Annotated in this window: 18 protein-coding genes; 12 read left to right on the top strand and 6 right to left on the bottom strand. The window is 65.3% G+C overall.

What is annotated here, in order from left to right; translation table 11 throughout:
• Positions 1-38 precede the first annotated feature (38 nt).
• Positions 39-2300: an FdhF/YdeP family oxidoreductase gene (locus ACX40Y_RS12815; RefSeq protein WP_459119959.1), complete on the bottom strand. Its 2262-nt coding sequence runs from the start codon at positions 2298-2300 to the stop codon at positions 39-41.
• Between the two features lie 75 nt (positions 2301-2375).
• On the opposite strand from ACX40Y_RS12815, the gene fdhD reads away from it, so the two are divergent.
• From fdhD to ACX40Y_RS12830, 3 genes are all read left to right on the top strand, one after another.
• A complete protein-coding gene (fdhD, locus tag ACX40Y_RS12820; protein WP_459119960.1) occupies positions 2376-3119 on the top strand; it encodes a formate dehydrogenase accessory sulfurtransferase FdhD in 744 nt (247 codons plus the stop codon).
• Positions 3116-3646 carry a molybdenum cofactor guanylyltransferase gene (mobA, locus tag ACX40Y_RS12825; protein WP_459119961.1) on the top strand — a complete coding sequence of 177 codons (531 nt, stop codon included), beginning with the start codon at positions 3116-3118 and terminating at the stop codon, positions 3644-3646. The genes fdhD and mobA overlap by 4 nt, the downstream gene beginning before the upstream one ends.
• Positions 3647-3724: 78 nt before the next feature.
• On the top strand, positions 3725-5326 hold the full coding sequence (locus ACX40Y_RS12830) for a response regulator (protein ID WP_459119962.1): 1602 nt from the start codon (positions 3725-3727) through the stop codon (positions 5324-5326).
• Between the two features lie 14 nt (positions 5327-5340).
• On the opposite strand, the gene ACX40Y_RS12835 is transcribed toward ACX40Y_RS12830, so the two are convergent.
• Positions 5341-7392 carry an NAD(+) synthase gene (locus ACX40Y_RS12835; RefSeq protein ID WP_459119963.1) on the bottom strand — a complete coding sequence of 684 codons (2052 nt, stop codon included), beginning with the start codon at positions 7390-7392 and terminating at the stop codon, positions 5341-5343.
• Between the two features lie 93 nt (positions 7393-7485).
• Complete coding sequence (locus tag ACX40Y_RS12840; RefSeq protein ID WP_459119964.1) at positions 7486-8211, bottom strand: murein L,D-transpeptidase catalytic domain family protein; 726 nt, start codon at positions 8209-8211, stop codon at positions 7486-7488.
• Between the two features lie 287 nt (positions 8212-8498).
• Here ACX40Y_RS12840 and ACX40Y_RS12845 point away from each other — a divergent pair, with 287 nt between their 5' ends.
• From ACX40Y_RS12845 to ACX40Y_RS12870, 6 genes are all read left to right on the top strand, one after another.
• Entirely contained in the window at positions 8499-9128 is a 630-nt protein-coding gene (locus ACX40Y_RS12845) for a methylthioribulose 1-phosphate dehydratase (RefSeq protein WP_459119965.1), read from the top strand.
• Complete coding sequence (locus ACX40Y_RS12850) at positions 9125-9673, top strand: 1,2-dihydroxy-3-keto-5-methylthiopentene dioxygenase (RefSeq protein ID WP_459119966.1); 549 nt, start codon at positions 9125-9127, stop codon at positions 9671-9673. Before ACX40Y_RS12845 ends, ACX40Y_RS12850 begins: the two co-directional genes overlap by 4 nt.
• Positions 9674-9697: 24 nt before the next feature.
• Complete coding sequence (gene mtnC, locus ACX40Y_RS12855) at positions 9698-10330, top strand: acireductone synthase (protein ID WP_459119967.1); 633 nt, start codon at positions 9698-9700, stop codon at positions 10328-10330.
• Positions 10327-11373, top strand: coding sequence for an S-methyl-5-thioribose-1-phosphate isomerase (mtnA, locus tag ACX40Y_RS12860; protein ID WP_459119968.1), 1047 nt, complete (start codon positions 10327-10329; stop codon positions 11371-11373). Before mtnC ends, mtnA begins: the two co-directional genes overlap by 4 nt.
• A gap of 58 nt (positions 11374-11431) precedes the next feature.
• Complete coding sequence (locus ACX40Y_RS12865; protein WP_459119969.1) at positions 11432-11932, top strand: DUF421 domain-containing protein; 501 nt, start codon at positions 11432-11434, stop codon at positions 11930-11932.
• Between the two features lie 136 nt (positions 11933-12068).
• Positions 12069-12242 carry a DUF1328 family protein gene (locus tag ACX40Y_RS12870; RefSeq protein ID WP_459119970.1) on the top strand — a complete coding sequence of 58 codons (174 nt, stop codon included), beginning with the start codon at positions 12069-12071 and terminating at the stop codon, positions 12240-12242.
• Here ACX40Y_RS12870 and ACX40Y_RS12875 read toward each other — a convergent pair whose 3' ends face one another.
• Positions 12243-12704 (bottom strand): MgtC/SapB family protein, encoded by a 462-nt coding sequence (locus ACX40Y_RS12875; RefSeq protein ID WP_459119971.1) that lies wholly within the window; start codon positions 12702-12704, stop codon positions 12243-12245.
• Between the two features lie 410 nt (positions 12705-13114).
• Here ACX40Y_RS12875 and ACX40Y_RS12880 point away from each other — a divergent pair, with 410 nt between their 5' ends.
• Positions 13115-15586, top strand: coding sequence for a TonB-dependent siderophore receptor (locus ACX40Y_RS12880; protein WP_459119972.1), 2472 nt, complete (start codon positions 13115-13117; stop codon positions 15584-15586).
• 68 nt (positions 15587-15654) lie between these two features.
• Here ACX40Y_RS12880 and ACX40Y_RS12885 read toward each other — a convergent pair whose 3' ends face one another.
• Positions 15655-17364 carry an SLC13 family permease gene (locus ACX40Y_RS12885; RefSeq protein WP_459119973.1) on the bottom strand — a complete coding sequence of 570 codons (1710 nt, stop codon included), beginning with the start codon at positions 17362-17364 and terminating at the stop codon, positions 15655-15657.
• Between the two features lie 59 nt (positions 17365-17423).
• Positions 17424-18623, bottom strand: coding sequence for a cation:proton antiporter (locus ACX40Y_RS12890; protein ID WP_459119974.1), 1200 nt, complete (start codon positions 18621-18623; stop codon positions 17424-17426).
• 582 nt (positions 18624-19205) lie between these two features.
• Between ACX40Y_RS12890 and ACX40Y_RS12895 the strand changes: the two genes are divergently transcribed.
• Complete coding sequence (locus tag ACX40Y_RS12895; RefSeq protein WP_459119975.1) at positions 19206-21050, top strand: HAMP domain-containing methyl-accepting chemotaxis protein; 1845 nt, start codon at positions 19206-19208, stop codon at positions 21048-21050.
• Between the two features lie 90 nt (positions 21051-21140).
• The gene (locus tag ACX40Y_RS12900; protein WP_459119976.1) at positions 21141-22184 is read left to right on the top strand and encodes a DUF2332 domain-containing protein; all 1044 of its coding nucleotides are present in this window, start codon (positions 21141-21143) and stop codon (positions 22182-22184) included.
• Positions 22185-22189 lie beyond the last annotated feature (5 nt).

Below are 22189 nucleotides of genomic sequence, written 5' to 3' on the forward strand. Positions count from 1 at the left end.
AGCTATAACGTTGCATTTCGTCGCGCGCCAGATGGCGATCAGATCCGGATGCGAACCGGGACCGATTTCGACGCCGGCGTCTTCGATGCCTCGTCGTGATGCCGGAGCGCGATGAGCGGGTTGAGCTCGGGATAATAGCCGGCGAGACAGCCATCGGGCAGCTGGAAGGGGACCACCTCCAGCCCCTCCACGACGCGCTCGACGCCATCCGATGCGTCGCCCACCAGCGCCACACGCTGGCCTTCCTTCAGCCCGGCGCGTGCCATTTCCCGGGGGTTGATCAGCAGCACGTCGCGCTTCCCCTCAATGCCGCGCAGCCGGTCGGAATAGCCATAGACCGTCGTGTTGAACTGGTCGTTCGAGCGCAGGGTCATCAGGCGATAAACGCCATGATCGTCGGCGAAACCGGTGGCGTTCAATGCACCGGGGACGGTGAATTCGGCCTTCCCGCTGGCGGTTGCCCATTTGCGATCGCGGGCGCTGTTGCCCTTGAAGAACCCGCCGGGCGTGAAGAGCCGTTGATTGAAGTCGCGGAACTTGTCGGGATAGGTGGCCTCGATTGCGTCGCGCACCAGCGCATAGTCGGCGGCCCACGCGTCCCAGGGCACGTTGGGATTGGGATCCAGCGTTGCCTTGGCGAGCGAAGCGACGATCGACATTTCGGATCGCAGATGCGGGCTCGCCGGCTTCGCCTTGCCGATCGACCCGTGGATGCAGCTCAGGCTGTCCTCCATCGTCACGGTCTGCGGTTTGCCGCCCTGGACATCGGATTCGGCGCGGACGAGACAGGGCAGGAGATAGGCCGCTTCGCCGCAGAACAGCTGGCCGCGGTTGAGCCGTGTCGCGATCTGCACGGTCAGGTCCATGCCCGACCAGGCCTGCTCCATCACCCGGTGATCGGGGGCCGCCCGGAGGAAATTGCCGCCAAGGCCGATGAACGCGCGCACCTTCCCCGCAACGATCGCTTCGCAGCCGGTGACGGTGCCAAGGCCGTGATCGCGCGGCGGATCGAAGGCATATTGCTCCGCCAGCCGGTCCAGCGGCACCAGCGCCGGGTTCTCTGCGATGCCGACCGTGCGCTGGCCCTGGACGTTGGAATGGCCGCGCACCGGCGATACGCCTGCGCCCAGCCGGCCGAGATTGCCGCGAAGCAGCATCAGGTTCACGACGCTGGCGACATTGTCGAACCCGCGGACATGCTGCGTCAGGCCCATGCCCCATATGCCGATCGATCGTTCGGCACGGATATAGATGTTCGCGGCCTCGATAATGTCGTCGCGCGTCAGCCCGGTCTCTGCCTCGATCGCATCCCAGCTGGTCGCGCGCGCATGGTCGGCGAAGGCGTCGAAGCCATGCGTATGTTCGGCGATGAAGGCGTGGTCGACGATGCCGCCAACCCGGTCGTCCTCGGCCAGCACGTGCTTGCACATGCCCAGGATGGCGGCGATGTCACTGCCGGGCTTCAGCTGATAGTAGTGCGAGGAGATCGGTGTCTTCCGGCCCGTCACCATCTGCGTGCTCTGCGGATTGCGGAACTCGAGCAGGCCCTTTTCGCGAATGGGATTGAATGTGACGATTGCGGCGCCGCGCTTGCGCGCCGCTGCCATCGTGTGGACGAAGCGGGGGCTGTTCGTGCCGGTGTTCTGGCCGAAAAAGAAGATCGCGTCGCAATGCTCGAAATCCTCGAGCAGGCAGGTGCCGACCGGGGCGCCGATCGTCGACTTCAGCGCCACCGAGGTCGTTTCGTGGCACATGTTCGAACTGTCGGGCAGGTTGTTGTGCCCATAGAGGCGCGCGAACAACGCCCAGGCGTAGCTCGTCTCGAGGCTTGCCTTGCCGGACGCGTAGAAGATCGTCGAACGCGGATCGAGGCTGCGAAGCCGGGCGCCGATCGCCGTGAACGCCTCCTCCCAGGTGCAGGGCAGATATTTGTCGGCGGCGCGATCATAGCGCATCGGGTGGGTCAGGCGCCCAGCCTGTTCCAGTTCGTGATCGCTCCACGACCGCATTTCGGTGAGCGTATGTTGCGCGAAGAACTCGGGCGTGGCGCGTCGTGTGGTCAGATCCCACATCGTCGCCTTCGCCCCGTTTTCGCAGAATTCGAACATGTGCGGCTTGGCCGGCTTGGTCCAGGCGCAGGAGCTGCACATCAGGCCGCCCGGCTTGTTGAGCCGCATCAGAGCGGGGAACGTCTCGGCAGCAGGCCGTTCGGCGGCGCCGACCAGCGCCATGCCGCGCATCGATCCCCAGCCACCCTCGGCACCTGAATAATATACCGTGCCGTCCTTCGATCGGGCCATTGCTGCACTCCACCGGTTACGTCGCATGACCACTATAGGGTGGCGCGATCATCTTCCTATCCTGTACCGTATGGCATGGAGTTTGATCGCATCACCCCGGCGGGAGATCATATCGCGCTGCAACGCACGCTCGTCCCCGAAGTGCCCGTGGCGGTTGAGGTGAACGGGCTCGCCTATGCGGTGATGATGGCGACGCCGGGCGATCTTGAGGATTATGCACACGGCTTCATCGCGGCGGAGCGGCTGGGGGAGGTCGTCGACGTCGAGGTTCATCAGACGGACGCCGGCGTGATTCTTCGCGTGACGCTGAACGACCCGACGACCGTTATCGATCGCGTCCGGCACCGCACTGCCGATTCCTCCTGCGGCCTTTGCGGCGTCGAAAGCCTGGAAATGGCGATGCGGCCGCTGCCGCCCGTGAGCTGCGAGACCTCTGCCGATGCCGCCGCAGTCTTTCGCGCCGCAGCCGAACTCAGGCAACACCAGCCGCTGACCCGCGCGACCGGCGCTGCCCACGCCGCTGCCTGCTGCACGGCCGACGGCGCCATCCGGTTGGTTCGGGAGGATGTCGGGCGCCACAATGCCTTCGACAAGCTGATCGGGGCGATGGCGCGGGGACGGCTGGACTGGGACGGCGGCTTCGCGCTAATCACCGCGCGGTGCTCGTTCGAACTGGTCGAAAAGGCGGTGCTCGCGCGCTGCCCGTTGCTCGCCGCGATCTCGGCGCCGACCGATCTCGCCGCCCGCAAGGCGCAGGAGGCCGGATTGTCGCTCGCCGTGCTGGTGCGTGACGATGCATTGCTCTGGGCGCGACAATGAAGCTGCTCGGCGCGATCCTGGCGGGGGGGATGGCCAGCCGCTTCGGTTCCGACAAGGCACTGGCGCAACTCGGGGGCCGAACGCTGATCGAGCATGTCGAGCACGCGCTCCGGCGGCATTGCGACGCCATCGTGATCTGCGGCCGGCAGCAGGCAAACGGGATTGCCGATCGTCCCAGAATGGGACTCGGGCCCATGGGCGGGATCAACGCGGCCATCGCGGAAGCGGCCGCACGCGACTTCGATTCGGTGCTGACCGCACCCTGCGATACGCCGATCCTGCCCGCCGAATTGCTGTCACGCCTGATCGCCGCGAAGGGGCCGGCGATCCTTGCCGAAGTGCCGGTAATCGGCCTGTGGCCGGCATCGCTCGGCGCGGCCTGCGATCATTTTCTGGACAATGCCGAGCGGCTGTCGGTCCGGCACTGGGCGCGCCAAGTCGGCGCCGCCGAAATTGCGCCAGGCGTAACGGTACCAAACATCAACAGCTTGGAGGACCTGCATGCTTCAGCCGGGTTTTTCCCCTAGTTTTGATTCACTTGCCGCCGCAGTAAGAACCGCATCGGTTGGAGCCCCGCGCAAGCGGGTTCTCACGCGGGGATAGCCATGGATCGCCTGTTCGCAGCGTTTTGGAGCGGGAATTACTCGCCGCACGGCTATTGCCTGTTCTGGCAACCCGAGCTGCTGTACACGCATATGACGGCGGACGCGCTGATCGCGCTCGCCTATTTCTCCATCCCGGTCGCGATCGTCACGCTGGTGCGCCGGCGGCGCGATCTGGCGTTTGGCTGGGTATTCTGGTGTTTCGCCAGCTTCATCCTTGCCTGCGGCCTGACGCATGTGATGGGCATCGTCACGCTGTTCTATCCGCTCTACGGCCTCGAAGCCGTGATAAAGGCGATCACCGCTGTCGCCTCGATCGCGACCGCGGTTGCGATCTGGCCGCTCCTGCCACGATTGGTGGCGCTGCCATCGGCCGAGCGGCTGCGCGAATCGAACGGCAAGCTGGCGGCGATGGTGGCGGAGCGCGACGAAGCCTATGCCGAACTGCAGCGCGAGATCGCGCAGCGCCGCAGTGCCGAAGCGGCGCTGCTCCAGTCGCAAAAGCTGGAGGCCGTCGGGCAGCTTACCGGGGGCATCGCACATGATTTCAACAACCTGCTTCAGGCGATCGCCGGCAATCTCGAGCTGATCGCGCGCAAGCCCGACGATTCGGATCGCATCGTGCGCTGGACGTCGAGTGCGCTGGACGCGGTGGAACGCGGGCGTTTGCTGACGGGGCAGTTGCTCGCCTTTTCGAGCAAGCAGCGCCTCGACGTGAAGGCCGTGCGGCTTTCCGACCTCGTTGTCGGGATGGCGGGCCTGGTGGAACGCGCAGTCGCGCCGCTCAGCCGCGTCCGGATCGAGCGGATCGACCCCAGCTGGACGGTGGCGACCGATGCGCTCCAGCTCGAACTCGCGATCCTCAATCTCGCCTTCAACGCGCGGGATGCGATGTCGGGCGGTGGCACCTTCACCATCACCGCGGCCTTGTCGAAGGACGATGCTCCTGCCGGGCTGCCCCGCGGCGAGTATGTCGCGCTCAGGCTGTCGGACACCGGCACCGGCATGAGCCCGGAGGTCGCCGAGCGTGCGGTGGAGCCGTTCTTCTCGACCAAGGGTGTCGGCAAGGGGACGGGCATGGGCTTGTCGATGGCGTTTGGCGTGCTGCGGCAGTCGGGGGGGACGTTGGCGATCGAAAGCGAGGTCGGGCAAGGCACGACGATCACGCTGTTCCTGCCGCTGACGACGGCTGCACCGCGTCGCCCGATGGCGGACGATGGCGCGCGGGACATGCGAATCACCCTGACGGGCGCAGAAATTGTGCTGGTTGACGACGATGCGCATGTGCGTGCCCCCTTGGCAGAGACCCTTCGTGCGGCGGGCGCCGAGGTGGACGAGGCCAGCAATGGCGAGGAGGGCATCGCGCTGGTGAAGCAGAAGCGATATGGTCTGCTGCTGGTCGACTTCGCGATGCCCGGGCTCAGCGGCAGCGATGTCGCCGAACGTGCCCGCGCGATCGACCCGGACCTGCCGGTTATCGTCGCGACGGGCTTTGCGGATTCCAAAAAGCTCGATGCGATCGCCGCTCCCGACGTCGTCGTGCTGCGCAAGCCGTTCGAGTCCCACGAATTGCTGCAGCATGTTGCAAGAATGCTGCGGCGTTAAGGCACCCGCATCGCTCAGGGCAGGGCCGCGCGCAGCTCCTCGATCCAGGCGGTCGCCACGCTGTCCGACGGGGCGCGCCAGTCACCGCGCGGACTGAGCGCAGCGGCGGGGGAGACTTTCGGCCCGTTTGGCAGGGCCGATCGCTTGAACTGGCTGGTCTGAAAGAAGCGGAACAAGAACGTCTCCAGCCACTTGCCGATCGTCGCCAGATCATAGGCGTGGCGCTCCGCCGCCGGAAAGCCGATCGGCCACAGCCCCGCCTCGGCATCCTTCCACGCATGCCAGGCAAGGAACGCGACCTTGGACGGCTTCAGCCCGAACCGGGCGATATGGTGCAGGAAGAAATCGTGCAGCTCATAGGGGCCGATCCGGTCCTGCGTGCTCTGCATCTTGCCCTCGGCATCGGCGGGCACCAGTTCGGGCGAGATTTCGGTGTCGAGGATCGACAGCAGCACCGTCGCCGCCTCGCCGTCGAACTGGCCGCTCTCGACGCTCCAGCGGATCAGATACTGGATCAGCGTCTTGGGCACGCCGGCATTGACGCCGTAATGGCTCATCTGGTCGCCGACGCCATAGGTCGACCAGCCCAGCGCCAGTTCGGACAGGTCGCCGGTGCCGAGCACGAAGCCGTGATTGCGGTTGGCGAGGCGGAACAGATAATCGGTGCGCAGCCCCGCCTGCACATTCTCGAACGTGATGTCATAGACCGGCTCGCCCTTGGCGAAGGGGTGGCCAAGGTCCGCCAGCATCTGCCGCGCGGCCGGGCGGATATCGATTTCGGCGGCGGTGATGCCGATCGCGCGCATCAGCGCCCAGGCGTTGGATTTGGTGCCCTCGCTCGTCGCGAAGCCGGGCATGGTATAGCCCAGGATGTCGGTGCGCGGTCGGCCCAGCCGGTCCATCGCCTTGGCGGCGACGATCAGCGCATGGGTCGAATCGAGCCCGCCCGAAATGCCGATCACCAGCGACTTGCTCTTCGTCGATGCCAGCCGCTGCCGCAGCCCCTCGACCTGGATGTTGAACGCCTCGTAGCAATCCTCCTCCAGCGCCGCCGGCGTGCTGGGAACGAAGGGGAAGCGCCGGATCGGCCGGATCAGCCCGCGCTCGGCGAAGTCGGGCCGATGGTCGAAGGGGATGCGGCGGAAGCGGGTTTCGGGATGCCCGGCATTGCGGGCATTGTCGTTGAACGTGCCGTCGCGCATCCGCTCCAGCCGCAGCCGTTCGAGATCGACATCGGCATAGGTGATTTCGGTGGTCAGCTCGAACCGCTCCGACGCGGCCAGCTTCTCGCCGAATTCATAGATCAGGCCCTGGCCGTCCCACGCCAGGTCGGTCGTGCTCTCGCCCGGTCCCGACGCCGAATAGAGATAGGCGGCGATGGTCCGCGAGCTTTGCGAGGCGCAGAGCAATTCGCGCTCGCGGCCCTTGCCGATCACGATGTTCGACGCGGAAAGATTGCACAGCACCAGCGCGCCGGCCATCGCGCCTTCGGTCGAGGGGGGCTGCGGCGCCCAGTAATCCTCACAGATCTCGATGTGGAACACGAAGTCGGGCAGGTCGCTCGCCGCGAACAGCAGGTCGGCGCCGAACGGCACCGTCTGGCCTGCGACGCTGATCTCCAGCCCGAACAGGCCAGCGCCGGAGGCGAACCAGCGTTTCTCATAATATTCGCGGTAATTGGGCAGATAGGTCTTGGGCACCACGCCCAGGATGCGCCCGCGCGCGATCGCCACCGCGCAATTATACAGCCGGCCGTTACGCGCCAGCGCGGCGCCGACCAGCAGCACCGGCTTCAGGTCGCGGCTCGCCTCGGCCACCGCCGCCAGCGCCGCCTCGGTCGCCGCCAGCACTGCATCCTGCAAATGCAGGTCGTCGATCGCATAGCTGGTGAGGTTGAGTTCGGGAAAGACCAGCAGGTCCGCCCCTTCCGCGTCGCCCTGCTGCGCCAGCGCGATCGTCGCGCGGGCATTGGCGGCGGGATCGGCGACCGTGCCGATCGGGGTGCACACCCCCGCGCGGATCATGCCGTGGCGGTGCAGCGCGAAAAAGGGATGCGGATCGGCCATGTCCGTCTCCTATGCCGGGGACCAGACCCTGCCAACCCCGCGCACGCAGGATCGATCCCGGCGTCGAGACGCCGGCTTCTGGCTTTGGCGCGATCAGGCCTTTGCGGCGAAGATCATCCGGCCCGGCCCAAGCCGTTCGAAGACGCGCGCCAGTTGCCGTTCGCCGACTGCAAAGCAGCCCTGGCTGCGGCCCAGCTTGCCATGCTTGGCGATCATGTCCGGATTTGCATACCAGGCGGAGTGGATGACGATCGCGCGCTGGAGCGCATTGTCGTTGGTCGGGTCGAGCCCGATCAGCCGCTGGGAATCGCCATGCTTGCCGACATAATAGTCCGAGGTGAGGAACGCGCCCTCGCAGGTCGCCTCCGAGTTCACCCGGTTCGAAAAGCGCTGGAGAACGCCGGTATGCCCAGGATCGGAGCCGATGCCGTGCGAGACGAGGCAGCTTTCGACGTCGCCGGTTCCCATGTTGACGAGGTAGAGGCGGGCTTCGGACGACGGCTTGGAGAAATCGGCGATCGCGATCCGGTCGTGCGTATCGACCCGCATCGAATGGCGATCGAGCGCCGCGACGGCGCGTTTGAACAATTCGGGGCGAATGCCGGCGGGCGACTTGCGGACCTCGGCGGCGACCGTCGGCGCCTTGGGAAGGGCGGCAAGTTCGGGCTGCCGGACGATCGGCTGAGCCGGGGCGGGGGCTGCTGCCATCGTCATGCCGACGCCGCGCGAGGCGCAGGCCGATACCACCGCTCCGCTTGCCATCACCAGCGCCGACCGGAGCAGCGCACGGCGCGATTGCGCCAGTTCTTGCTTGTCCATCACGTTGTTAAGCGCCCGTTATTCAATTTTCTGATCCCACGGGAACCTTATACCCAGAAATTGTTTAACAGGGGGACCGCTGAGGCGGCAAAACGGTGCGACTCGGCGCAGGCGTTGCCCGGTTCGCCGAACATGCGCGCATAAGTTGGTAACCGGATTGGTTTTCGCGCGCTGCTGTGGCGGCGACGAATCGGCCGCGGCGTCGCGCACAACGCTGGTCATTCATATCGGGTGCCGCGAGCGATTTTGTCCCCCCGAATGCACTGTAATCGGCTAAGGGCGCGGGCATGACGATGCGCTATGAACAGGCCGTTGCGGCCCTGATCGAAACCGGGCGGCGGCTCGACGCGCGCGGCTGGGCGCCGGCGACCTCGGGCAATTATTCGGTCCGGCTCGACGATGGCAGCTTCGCGCTCACCGTCTCCGGCCGGCACAAGGGGCGGCTGACGCCCGACGGTATCATGCGGATCGACGACGAGGGCATCGGCCTGACCCCCGGCAAGCCCTCCGCCGAGACCGAACTGCACCTGGCGATCTATCGCCTGTTCCCGGATGCCGGCGCGGTGCTGCACGGCCACTCGCCCCAGGCGGTGGGGCTCAGCCGCGCCGCCGCCGGTGCCGATGCCTGGGTGCTCGCCGGGCACGAGATGCTGAAAGCCTATCCCGGGCACACCACCCATGAGGGCGAGGTCCGGCTGCCGATCGTCGAAAACAGTCAGGACATGGCGGTCATCGAAGCGGCGGTGCGTCCGGCGCTGCTGGCGCCCGGCGCGATTCCGGCCTATCTGATCCGCAGCCACGGGCTCTATGCCTGGGGCAAGGATGTGGACGAGGCCGAACGCGTGCTCGAGGCGACCGAATGGATGATCGCCGCCGAACTCGCCGAACGCAGCTTCAGACAGGCAAGGGCACGATGAGCCAGTTGCGAATGTTCACCGAAGCGGGCGGGGCGCCGATCCTCGATACGCAAGACCCGATCACGATCGCCGAGGAACTGGGCGCGATCGGCGTGCGCTTCGAACAATGGCCGCTGCGCGCGATTGCCCCCGATGCCGATCAGGACGCCGTGCTCGCCGCCTTCGCGCCCGAGGTCGAGCGGCTGGTCGCGGCCGAAGGCTATCGCTCGGTCGACGTGATCCGCATGGCGCCCGACCATCCCGAGCGCGAAGCCCTGCGCGCCAAGTTCCTCTCCGAACATCGCCATGCTGAAGACGAGGTTCGCTTCTTCGTCGAGGGCGAGGGGCTGTTCACGATGCATGATCGCGGCCGCGTCTATGCGGTGCTGTGCACGCGCGGCGACCTGATCTCGGTGCCGGCGGGGATGCGCCACTGGTTCGACATGGGGACGCAGCCCTGCTTCACCGCGATCCGGCTGTTCACCAATCCCGATGGCTGGATCGCCCGCTTCACCGGCGACGCCATCGCCGAGCGTTTCCCGCGCCACGAGCCTTTGGCCGCCTGAGCGCGGCAGAGCGAGAGCCGATCCATGACCCAGCACAAGGCCGTCCTGCTCGATATCGAGGGGACCACCAGCAGCATCGCCTTCGTCGCCGAGGTGCTGTTCCCCTATGCCCGCGCGCATCTCGCCGACTATGTCGCCGCGAACGCCGAACAGGTCGCGCCGATCCTCGCCGAGGTGCCCGGCGACGACAAGGTGGCGACGCTGCTCGGCTGGATCGACGCCGATGCCAAGGAAACCCCGCTCAAGACGCTGCAGGGGCTGATCTGGGAACGCGGCTATGCCGACGGCACGCTCCAGGGCCATGTCTATCCCGACACGCCCGACGCGCTGCGCTGCTGGTACACCGCCGGCGTGGCGATCTTCATCTATTCATCGGGCTCGATCGCCGCGCAGAAGCTGATCTTCGGCCGCTCGATCGCCGGTGACCTGACGCGCTATCTCTCGGGCTATTTCGACACCACCACCGGCCCGAAGCGCGACGCCGCCAGCTATGCGAAGATCGCAGACGCGACCGGCTTCGCGCCGCCTGAAATCCTGTTTGTCTCGGACATGCCGGCGGAAGTCGATGCCGCCCGCGCCGCCGGGCTGGGCGTGCTGCTGATCGACCGGCAGGGCGGCCCCGCCGACATCCATTCGCTCGCGGAGATTCGCCTGTGATCCTCGAAGGCAAGCATACCCGCTCGATTGCGCGGACGGCGGACGGGCGGGGGATACGCATCCTCGACCAGCGGCAGCTGCCCTGGGAAATCCGCTGGGTCGAACTGCGCGACCTCGACGCGGCGGCGGTTGCGATCCGGGAGATGTGGACGCGGGGCGCACCGATGATCGGGGCGACCGCCGCCTATGGCCTCGCCATGGCGCTGGCGGTGGATGCCAGCGACGGCGCGCTCGATGCCGCCTATGCGACGCTGGTAGAGACCCGGCCGACCGCGATCAACCTGCGCTGGGCGCTCGATCAGGTCCGCGCGGCGGTGCAGCCGCTGGCGCCGGCGGAACGGGCCGATGTCGCCTTCGCCCGCGCCGACGCGATCTGCGACGAGGATGCGGAACTGTGCCGTGCGATCGGCATGCACGGCCTTTCCCTGCTGCGCGAACTGCACGGAAAGCACCCGGATCGCCCGCTCAACATCCTCACCCATTGCAACGCCGGCTGGCTCGCGACGATCGATTACGGCACCGCGACCGCGCCGATCTACCTCGCCCATGACGGTGGCATCCCGGTGCACGTCTGGGTCGACGAGACCCGCCCCCGCAACCAAGGCGCGCTGCTCACTGCGTTCGAGCTGCGCAACCACGGCGTGCCGCATACCGTGATCGCCGATAATGCCGGCGGCCTGTTGATGATGCAGGGGCAGGTGGACGCGGTGATCGTCGGCACCGACCGCGTGATCGCGAACGGCGATGTCTGCAACAAGATCGGCACCTATCTGAAGGCGCTGGCGGCGCACGACAATGGCGTGCCTTTCTATGTCGCGCTGCCCTACACGACGTTCGACCCCGCGACCGCGACCGGTGCCGACATTCCCATCGAAAACCGCGCCGCAGAGGAAGTCACCCGGCTGACCGGCCCGGACGAAACCGGCCGTATCGCGACGGTGCGGGTCACGGATTCCCCCGCGCTGAACCCGGCGTTCGACGTCACCCCGGCGCGGCTGGTGACCGGCTATATCACCGAGCGCGGGGTGCTCGAACGCATCTGATACCGAATTGCACTTTCCATGCGTCTCCGCGTTGATGGCAGCGAAAGGAGGCGGGCCGGTGTTCTTCGATTCCCTGCATGATCTGGCACGGGTGCTGCTGGTCGGCAGCATTGCCTATGCCGCGCTCGTCGCCATGCTGGGACTGAGCGGAAAGCGCACGCTCGCGAAAATGAACGCGTTCGACCTGGTCGTCACCGTCTCGCTCGGTTCGACGTTGGCGACGGTGCTGCTGTCGAAGGACGTCGCGCTGACGGAGGGCGTACTGGCCTTTGCGCTGCTGGCGTTGCTGCAATTTCTCGTCGCGTGGAGTTCGCTCCGCTTCCCGCTCGTCAAATCGCTTGCGAAGTCGACGCCGCGCCTGTTGCTGGAGGATGGCCGCCTGATCGACGAGGCGATCCGCCGCGAGCGGGTGACGCCCGAGGAGGTTCGTGCCGCGATCCGGGGTGCGGGCCTTGGGGAAGTGGATTCGGTTGCGGCCGTCGTCCTCGAAACCGACGGTAGCTTCAGCGTCATTGCTCGGGAAAATGCCGGCAATCGATCTGCCTGGCCACGATCGTGAGGGTGGATGCGTCCTGCTTCCCCCGGAACCGTGCATGGTTCGATCCGTTGACCCGGCTTCTGGCATGTCTGCGCAGGACGGCCAGCGACAGGCACCCGGACGGGGTGCCCACCTACGAACCAACAGGGACTTTGCAATGATCAAATGGGCCATCATCTTCGCCGTAATCGCGGCCATCCTCGGGCTGCTCGGCTTTGGCGGGCTCGCAGGCGCCGCGTGGGGGATCGCCAAGATCCTGTTCTGGCTGGCAGTGATCGTCGCGGTCGTGCTGTTCGTGCTTGGGCTGACCGTCTACAAGAAGGTCACCTGATCAGTCCGCATCATATTTGTGCGTGAAGGGGCCGCTGATCAGCAGCAGGATCAGGATGATCGTCGACAATATGGCCGCAAGCCATAGCATCCCGATCCCGCAAAGAATGCCGATCACGCCGGCCGCCCAGATCGAGGCGGCCGAGCCGGCACCCTTTACGTAATTTTCCTCTCTGAACATCGCGCCGGCGCCCAGAAAGCCGATCCCGGTAATCACCCCGGCAAACACACGGCCTGGATTGATCTCGACGGTGGGCTCTGTCGTGCGTGCCGCCAGTTCCAGAACGCCGAGCGACAAGCAGCAGGCGCCGAGCGAAACGATCACGAAGGGCCTGAAGTCGATTGGCTTGCGCCGTACGAAGCGCTCGATCCCGATGAAGAACGGGAGGATCAGCGACGCGCAGATGCGGAGCGAAGCCTCATCCCATGCGAGGTGGATTGGCGAGAAGCTGCCTGGTTCCATCCGCCGATAAACGGTTTCCCGCGAGCGCGGTTGCGCGGCCAGGTGACCCAGCGGGGTAAAACCCTATGTCGAACTGGCCGGTTCATCGCGGAACTCGACGTAAAGCCATTCGTGTTCCCGTCGTTCCCGCAAAAATGTTATGCCACATTATTCTAGCGTCAATTTTGCCCGTTCGTATTTCTACTTATGTAAGAATGGCCGTGTATGAGGATTTTCGTTTCGCTTCTGCTATTTATAACATCTATATAAGTACCTAATTTCAGAGAATGAATAGCATAGTGGATACTACAGTATTTATCAAATAATCGTAATGATCATCATCCTATAGGTTCGCCAAGAACGCACCGCGCTGGTGTGCGAACGGACATCTGCAGGCGCTGGGACTGCAGGCGAGATGAAAGGGATGAGGAATGCGGATGCGCGATTTTGGGCTGTTGGCAGCAGTTGCGCCGCTGCCATTGCTGGCGACGCCGGCAATGGCACAAAGTCAATCATCGGAATCAGGCAAGGAAGGAAGCGCTGCGCCTGCGAAGCAGGAGAATTTCTCCACCGGTGTTGCCAAGGCACGCGATCAACTCGATAGCGCGACGTCGACCAGTGTAATTGACGAGGCTAGGTTGAACCGGCTTGGCGCACGGTCGGTTTCGGATTTGCTGCGCGTGCTTCCGGGCGTCCGGTCCGAAGCCGATGCAGGCGATGGCTATGGCAGCTTCACGATACGCGGCCTGCCGCTATCGTCCACGGGCGCAAAGTTCGTGCAGTTTCAGGAAGACGGCCTGCCCGTTCTGGAATTTGGCGACATCACCTACACCAGCGTCGACACCTTCGTCCGAGCGGACTTGAACCTGGCGGGCGTGCAGGCGATCCGCGGCGGATCGGCGTCGACATTCGCGTCGAACTCGCCGGGCGGCGTGATCAACTTCATCTCGAAAACCGGTGTCCGGCAGGGGGGCACGATCCAGACCACGATGGGGCTGGATTACAAGAGCTACCGCCTGGACTTCGACTATGGCGGACGCCTGTCCGATACTGTGCGATTCCACGTTGGCGGCTTCTATCGGCAAGGAAAGGGGCCGAGAGAGACCGGTTTCGACGGCCAGCGCGGCGGTCAGATCAAGTTCAATGTCACGAAGGAATTTACCGGGGGCTATATCCGCTTCTATGGCAAGTATCTGGACGATCGCAGCCCCGCCTTTGGCGTGGTTCCCATTCGAGTAACCGGCACCGACGCGAATCCGGTTTACGAAGCGGTGCCCGGCTTTGATCCGAAACGCGATCTGCTTTATTCAAGAAACGCCACCGAGGTGATTTCGCGGGATCGAGAAAACAATCTCGCGCGCTATGACGTTACCGACGGGCAGCATCCGGTCGTGAAAGCTTTCGGCATCGAAACCCAGTTTGGTCTGGCCGGATGGACTGTCACCGATCGCTTCCGCTATTCTGGCATATCGGGCTCGCTCGTCACGCTCGATGCCGTCCCGCTCGGTCGCGCGGCCACAATCGCCACGCAGCTGGGCGGCGCCGGCGCGACGCTCAGCTACGCGAACGGGCCAAATGCCGGCCAGTTGATTTCGGATCCTGCCGCGCTGAACGGAAACGGTCTGCTCGCACAGCTTACCTTTACCAACAACGACATTCGCAGCCTCGACAACATGACCAATGACCTGCGGGCGACGCGCGTATGGAAGCTGGGCGGGGGCGAACTCACAACGACGATCGGCTTCTACAAGTCTCGACAGGAAATCGCGATCGACAATCTTTGGGCTGCGATGCTTTCGGAAGTGCGTGGTGGCGGCGACGCGGCGCTGATTAACATCACCACGGCCGGTGGCGTGCCGGTCACGTCGGACGGCTACTACGGCTATGGCGCCGCATTCCTGCAATTCCCGCGCACCTGCTGCCGGCTGAGCATCGATGCCGCCTATGATATCAATGCCCCCTATGGCTCGTTCAATTATCAGATCGGTAAGCTGGCGATCGGCGGCAGCGTCCGGTACGATCATATCGATGCCAGCGGCACGCTCATCCGCGATGCCGGGCAGAGCGCCTTCGATGTCAACGGAGACGGGGTGATCACCGGCGCGGAGCAGCGCGTATCTTCGCTTGCCCTGACGACGCCGGTGGCGATCGATTACGGCAAAGGTTATGTCTCCTACTCGCTAAGCGCGAACTATCGGATCGCCGAATTTCTGTCGGCCTTTGCGCGCTACAGCCGGGGCGGTCGTTCAAATGCCGATCGTCTGATCCGGGGCGGCTTTATCAATCCGGCCACCGGGTCGCTCTTCGACATGGCGAACGCGGTGGACATGGTCCGGCAGTTGGAAGGCGGGTTCAAGTTCCGTACGGCCGGGTTGTCTGCGCAATTCACGGGCTTCTGGGCAGAGGCCAACGACACCAACGTTCTGCTCGGTCAGCGCTTCACTCGGCTTTATCAGGCCAAGGGCGTTGAATTCGAAGGCGCGTTCCAGCGCGGCTGGTTCAGCCTGACTGCGGGTGCGACCTATACCAAGTCGGAGATCAAGACCGACAGCCTGACGCCATCGAATGTGGGCAAGAAGCCAGGTCGCCAGGCCGATTTGATTTTTCAGGCGATGCCACAGGTCACATTTGGCAATCTTGCCGCTGGCGCAGTATTCGTCGGCACCACCGGAAGCTACACCGATGTGAGCAACCGGCTGCGTATGCCCGGTTATGTAACGACCGATTTGTTCGCGGAGTATCAACTTAACCAGCAACTCGCGCTCAGCATCAATGCCAACAATGTTTTCGACAAGCTGGCCATTGCCAGTTCGAATGACGGTACGATACCGGCGGCTGGCATCGTCCAGGCGCGTGTTTTGAACGGCCGCAACATCAGTGCCTCGCTGCGATTCGGTTTCTGAGCCTCGTCTGAGCGGGGGCGAGACACCTCGCCCCCGCCTGTTGCTTGCGGTGATGGCGTCGAGGCGGCTTATGGCGCGGCGAGCACCGCAGCCGTCGTGCCGATCACCAGCACCACCAGTATCGCCCCCATCCGCATATAATCGGTGAAGCGATATCCACCTGGCCCCATCACCAGCAGGTTGTTCTGGTGCCCGATGGGCGTGAGGAAGTCCGCCGAAGTGCCGACCAGCACGGCCAGCAGGGCGGCATCTGGCGTGATGCCGAGTAGTTGGGCGACATCGATCGCGAGCGGCCCCATGATGATCGCGGTGGCGACATTGTTGAGGAAGATCGAAAGCAGCAGCGTCATGCCGCATAGCGCCGCGATGACGACGAACGGGGAACCACCCGCCAGCGTCGCACCCAGCCATTCCGCCGCGATGGCGGCGGCCCCGCTGGTTTCGAAGCTGCGTCCCACCGGAATCATCGCGGCAAGCAGCACGATGACGCTCCAGTCGATCGCATTGTAGATTTCGTCGGGCGCGATCAATCTGGTCGCCGCCATTGCCACCGCCAGCGCGACGAAGGCGAGCGCCGGCGACACGCCGAAGCCGACGATCGCGCCGATCGCGAAGAGGAACAGGGCGATGATCGGGACGGCCCGGCGGCGGGCAAGCGGTACCCGATCCAGCCGGTCGATCTCGAGTAGCCTTGCGCCGCCGATGAAGTCGGCGAGGTCCTCGGGCTTGCCGCGCACGAACAATTGATCGCCCGCCTCGATCCTGAGCGAGGAGAGCGGCGATCGCCGCCGCGCCGCCCGCGGCCCTACCGCGACGACATTCAGCTGATCGTCGCTGCGGATGCGGACCGCCTCATGGCTCAGTCCGATGAGGAACGAGCCGTGCGCAACGACCATCCGGGCCGTGACCGCTGCCGGCTCGTTCGGCGCGACGTCGCATTGCAGCTCGGTCGCCGCGGCCGCGACCCATTGCTGGTGCCTGGAGAGGACCAGCAGCCGGTCCCCCGCGCGAATGCCGTCATGGGGATCGATGCGTCTGCCCTCGCGAAACATTGCCAGCAGCCGAACCTCGGCGCGTCGGAGGCGCGGCAACAATGTCTCCGGCGCCAGCGCTTCGGGCGCGGTCAACTCATAGACGCGCCAGGGCGGGCGTGCGGGCCGGTCGACGCCCCGGCGAACGGGCAGCAACCGCCAGCCGATCAGCGCCAGGTACAACAGACCGACCGCGGACACCGCGACGCCGACGGGGGTCATCTGGAAAAAGCCGAAGCCTTGGCCGAGTTCCTTCTCGCGAACCGAGGACAGGATCAGGTTTGCGGGCGTGCCGATCAGCGTCGTCATGCCGCCCAGGATCGTCGCGAACGCCAGCGGCATCAGTGTTGCGGCTGCCGGACGCTTCGCATCGCGGGCGATTTCCGCCGCGATAGGCATCGTCACGACCAGTGCCGCGATGTTGTTCATGAACGCCGAAAGAAAGGCGCCGACAGCAAGCAGCATCGCCAGCCGGAACGAGAAGCCGGCGCGCCTGGGAATGATGATGCGGGACAGGCTGGCGGCGACGCCGGACAGCTCAATCGCGCGACCCACAACCAGGATTGCCGCCACCGCGATCACCGCCGGGTCCGCAAAACCGTCGAACACTTCGCTCGGCGCGGTGAGACCCAGCAGCACGCAGGCGAGCAGTGCGAGCAGTGCCACAAGATCGTGGCGAACCCTTTCCGAAACGAAGAGAATCAGCGCGCCGAGCAGAACAGCGGTACTGAGCAGGGGCTGGCTCATCGGGCACGTCTGCCGCAGCGGCGCCGGATGCACAACCGGCGTCTACGGCATTGGAAATATTAGTGGCCGGCGTCTTGTGCGCCCGTCAGTTTCCAGCGGCGCAGCAGGGGAGGCATGGTCAGTCCCTGCGCGAAGATCGAGAAGGCGACGACACCGAACGTCACAACGACGATCTGGTCGCGCTCGATCACGGCAGCAGGCACGGCGAGGGCAAGTGCCAGCCCGACTGCGCCGCGCAGCCCGCCCCAGACCAGAACGTGCTGATAGGCGCCAGGGAGCCGGAGGTGCGACGCGCCGAATAAGGCGGCGAGCGGATAGACGGCTGCCGCACGACCGATCAGCGTCAGGACGATGCCGGCCGCCAGCGCACCGCTGACGAGAGCGATCGGCTGATGCGCCTCATGGCTGCCGATCAGTAGGAACAGGCACGAGTTCGCCAGGAATGCAGCATATTCCCAGAAGTCCTGCACATGCTGGCGGCCCGCCGTCGAGATCGAGCCCTTCGGCCCGATCGCCCCGACGATGATGCCCGCCGCCAATGCAGCGAACACGCCCGATGCCCCGACATGTTCGGCCAGCAGGAAGCTCGACCAGGCGATGACCGTGGTCAGCGTCACTTCGACGAGATGGTCCGTGGTGCGGCCGGCGATAGTGAGCACCAGAAACGCCACGCCGCCGCCGATCGCAATGCCGCCCAATACGGTCCAGAGCAGCGAGATCGCCACGTCGGGCACGGTGAGGCCGCCGCCATCCGCGAGCGAGATCAAGATCGCGAAACCGACCGCAGCGACGCCGTCGTTGAGCAGGCTTTCGGATTCGACCACCATGCTGAGACGAGGTTCGGCGCGCATCTCCTTGAAGGCGGCGATCACCGATACCGGGTCGGTCGCCGCGATCAGCACCCCGAAAAACGCTGCACCCAGCCAGGTCCAGCCTAGGAGGACGTGCATACCTGCGGTGACGACCGCCGCTGATATCGCCACGCCGGCAAAGGCCAGCACCACCGTCAGCGGCATCTGTTCACGGAAGCGGTGCCACGGCATCTGCAGCGCCGCTTCAAAGATCAACGGCGGCAGGAAGACGTTGAAGATCAGTTCGCGTGAGAGCGGCAGGTCCGCGCCCACCGGCAGAAACGCAAGCGCGATTCCGGCAAGGACCAGACCGGCCGTGTAGGGCAGGCCGATGCGGCGGGACAGCATCGCCACCAGCGACGCGACGATCAGCAGCGTTCCGAGTTCCGTCAGGCCGATATCGCTCACCAAATTGCTCCCCGGTACGAGCGGATCGGGCCGATTGCCCGTAACAGCCGTTCGAGGATGCCAGCCTCGCGGTCAAGTTTCGGCTGAGGCGCGCGTTGCCGCAAGGCCCGTCGTCATTCGGCTTTGCGGATTGCGATGGGCTCTCGCCAGCCCCGTAACGCCGGTTCGTGCGCCAGGGCGAATAGCTATCGTTGCCAAATGATCCCAACAAACTCGCGCGCTTGAAGGATACTCTTCATGACTAGGGGCAAATCCCTAGGCCCTGCTTTACCAACTGTGCGTCCGGGCGCGCATAAACGGTCCTATAAAGTAGCTGAAAACTAAGGATCGGGAATTGGGCTCGCAATGCAACTCGCCGACACTCCTGCATCATTGCCGCCGCCAGCCCCTTGGCAGCTGGCTGCAATAGCGCGCGGAATGATGCGGGCTCGATCAGCATTGGGTCGAACAAAAGCCGAAGAGATCAGCACTCGCTGATTCACCCTTGGTGCGCGCTTCATCCGGAAGGGCGTCAGGGCAGCAAAAAACAAAGGGCCGCGACATGTCCGTAGCCATCATGATGGACGAGAAAGACGAGAAATGATGATCGCATCGATGAAAATTCCGAGGAAGCTCGGTTTGTCGTTCCTGTTGATCTGCGCGTCTGCAGCGATCGTCATGATCGTCTTTTTCGTGAATATCACGTCCATCAGGTCGACGACGGATCTGAACAATCTCAGCCAGTCGGTCCACGCCAAGACGCTGACCCTCGAAACGGCGCTGCTCCGGCAGAACAGCCAGCTTCGCGGCTTCCTCGTGACCGGAGACACGTCGTACCTGAAGTCGTACGACGAGGGCCGTAGCGAGTATGACGAAACGGCCGTCGAACTCGAAAAGCTGCTGACCGAGCCCGAGCTGCTCGACGCGCTTCGCAAATCGCGTGAGGAAACGCTCGCCTGGCGCGAAAAATGGGGCGATCGCCTGATCAAGGAGGTCAAGGCCGGCCGTCGCGAACAGGCGCAGGAAGAGGTCCGCAACGCGGGCAAGTCCGTGCTGGTCTCCGCCGCCGTGCTGCCGCTCCGCAGCATTCGCGATGCGCAGGTCGAAAAGATTGAAAACAACTCGGCGCGCCAGGAGACCGCCATTACCTCCGCGCGCACCGTGCTGATCGTCGGCGCGGTCGCGCTGATCGGCGTCGCCATCGCGCTCGCCCTGGCGCTAAGCCGCGCAATCGCGCAGCCGATCACCGCGCTCACCCGGACGATGGCGGACCTCGCCGCCGGCCGGAACCATGTCGACGTTCCCGCCACGGCCCGTGGCGACGAACTGGGCGACATGGCGCGCGCCGTGCTCGTGTTCCGCGACAACGCCATCGCCAAGGAAGCGGCCGATGCGGCCAACGCCAAGGCGGAAGCCGCGCAGAAGCTCGTCGTCGAGACGGTGTCGTCGCACCTCCACGAACTCGCGCAGGGTAACCTCACCGCCGAGATCACGGCGGAGTTCCCCGGCGAGTACAGCGTCGTGAAGACCAACTTCAACGCGGCGGTGTCTGCACTTCGCACCCTGATCGCCTCCGTGCTCGAAGCCACGGCGTCGATCCGCACCGGTTCGAGCGAGATCGCCCAGGCCGCCGAGGATCTGGCACGCCGGACCGAAGCAAACGCGGCGAGCCTTGAACAGACATCGGCCGCCGTTACCCAGATGGACGGCCGCCTCAAGGCGACGGCGACCGCCGCCGGGCGCACGGTGGAGCGTGCCAACGGCACCGTCGCCACCGTCACCAACGGCCGCTCGACCGCTGACGAGGCCGTGCAGGCAATGGGCCGTGTCTCCGATAGTGCCAAGGGCATCGACAGCGTGATCGAAGGCCTGGACAAGATCGCGTTCCAGACGCGCGTTCTGGCCATGAACGCCGCCGTCGAGGCCGGTCGTGCGGGCGAGGCCGGCCGTGGCTTCGCGGTGGTCGCCGATCTGGTTTCGGCACTGGCGATGCGCGCCGAGGAAGAAGCCGGTCGCGCCCGCGATCAGCTGACGGCAACCCAGACCGATATCGTCACGGCCGTCCAGGCGGTGCAGCGCGTCGACGGCGCACTGGCGGACATCTCGGCCGGCGTGGGCGAAGTGAACGAGCTGCTCGGCAACATGGCGGCTGACAACCAGGCCCAGTCGAGCGCCGTCACCGAAATCAGCGCCGCACTCGGCGCGATGGACCAGTCAACCCAGCAGAACGCGGCAATGGTGGAGCAGACCTCCGCCGCGGCGCGCAACCTGGCGAGCGAAGTCACGGTGCTCTCCGAACAGGCCAGCCAGTTCAAGGTCGGCCATTCGGCAGCTGCGCCGCGCATGTCGCCGGCCCGGTTCGACGGCCATGTAAAGCCGCTTCCAGCCGCAGCCGTCTCGGCGCTCGTGCGGAACAATGATGCCTCGGAAGACTGGCAGTCCTTCTAGGCCGTCATGACGACTTCAGGGCGGCCCGGTCATGCTGATCGACACGGAGCGGAGCCGCCCTGCACGGAATGAGTAATTGGGGATGCGTAGATGAACATGCCGATGCCGCGCCTCGGCGCGGGGGAGCTTGCACGACAGGCACGGTTCGCGCGCGATCTCGGTTCGCCCTTCATCGCGGAAGTGCTGGATGCCGGGCACCGTCAGCTGCGGCGGGGGTCGCGGACCGAGGCGACGATCATGGGCTGGCCCACCGATCCGGCGGCCTCGGCGCTCGCGATGCGGTTCAACGCTGCGCTGCATCTCCTGGCCCGCCGCGGCACTCCGGCGCTGCTCGCTGCGCTGTATCGCGGCGAACATACCGATTTCGACGAGGCTGTGGGCGAGGCGCTGGCCAGGGAGGATTCGTTCATCGCGCGCTTCCTTTGCCGGACGCCGCAGACCAACGAAGTGGGGCGCGCGGCGTCGATCGTTGCGGCGCTGATGCAGGTGCATCGCCGCTTCGGCATGCCGTTCGAACTGCTGGAGCTGGGATCGAGCGCCGGGCTGAACCTCAATCTCGGCCGCTATGCCTATGATCTGGGCGGCGTGAAGCTGGGCGACCCCGCTTCGGACGTGATCGTCGCGCCCGAATGGCGCGGCAAGGCGCCGGAGCAAGGGACGCTCGAGGTCGTCGGCGCCTGCGGGGTCGACCTCAACCCGCTCGATCCCACCGATCCGGCCACCTGCGAACGGCTGATGGCCTATATCTGGGCCGACCAGCCGCTGCGGCTCGCGAGACTGGACAGGGCACTGGCGATGGCGCGGCGTTTCCCGCCGGAGGTCGATTGCGGCGATGCCACTGCCTGGCTGCCCGCGCAGCTCGCCTTGCCGCAGCCGGCAGGCGTGTGCCGGGTGGTGATGCATTCGATGGTGCTGCAATATCTGCCCGCCGCCGCCCGCGAGATCGTGACCGACACGATTCACGAGGCCGCCCGTGCAGCAACGTCCGAACGCCCGCTGGCATGGGTCGGCTTCGAATGGACGCCGACGCGCAGCGAGGTGCGGCTGTCGCTCAGCTATTTCCCTGGCGGTGAAGACCGCCGCGTGCTCGGTATCTGCCACCCCTATGGCAACTGGGTCGACTGGCGGGGCTGATCGGC

This window comes from Sphingomonas sp. RS6, assembly GCF_054489705.1.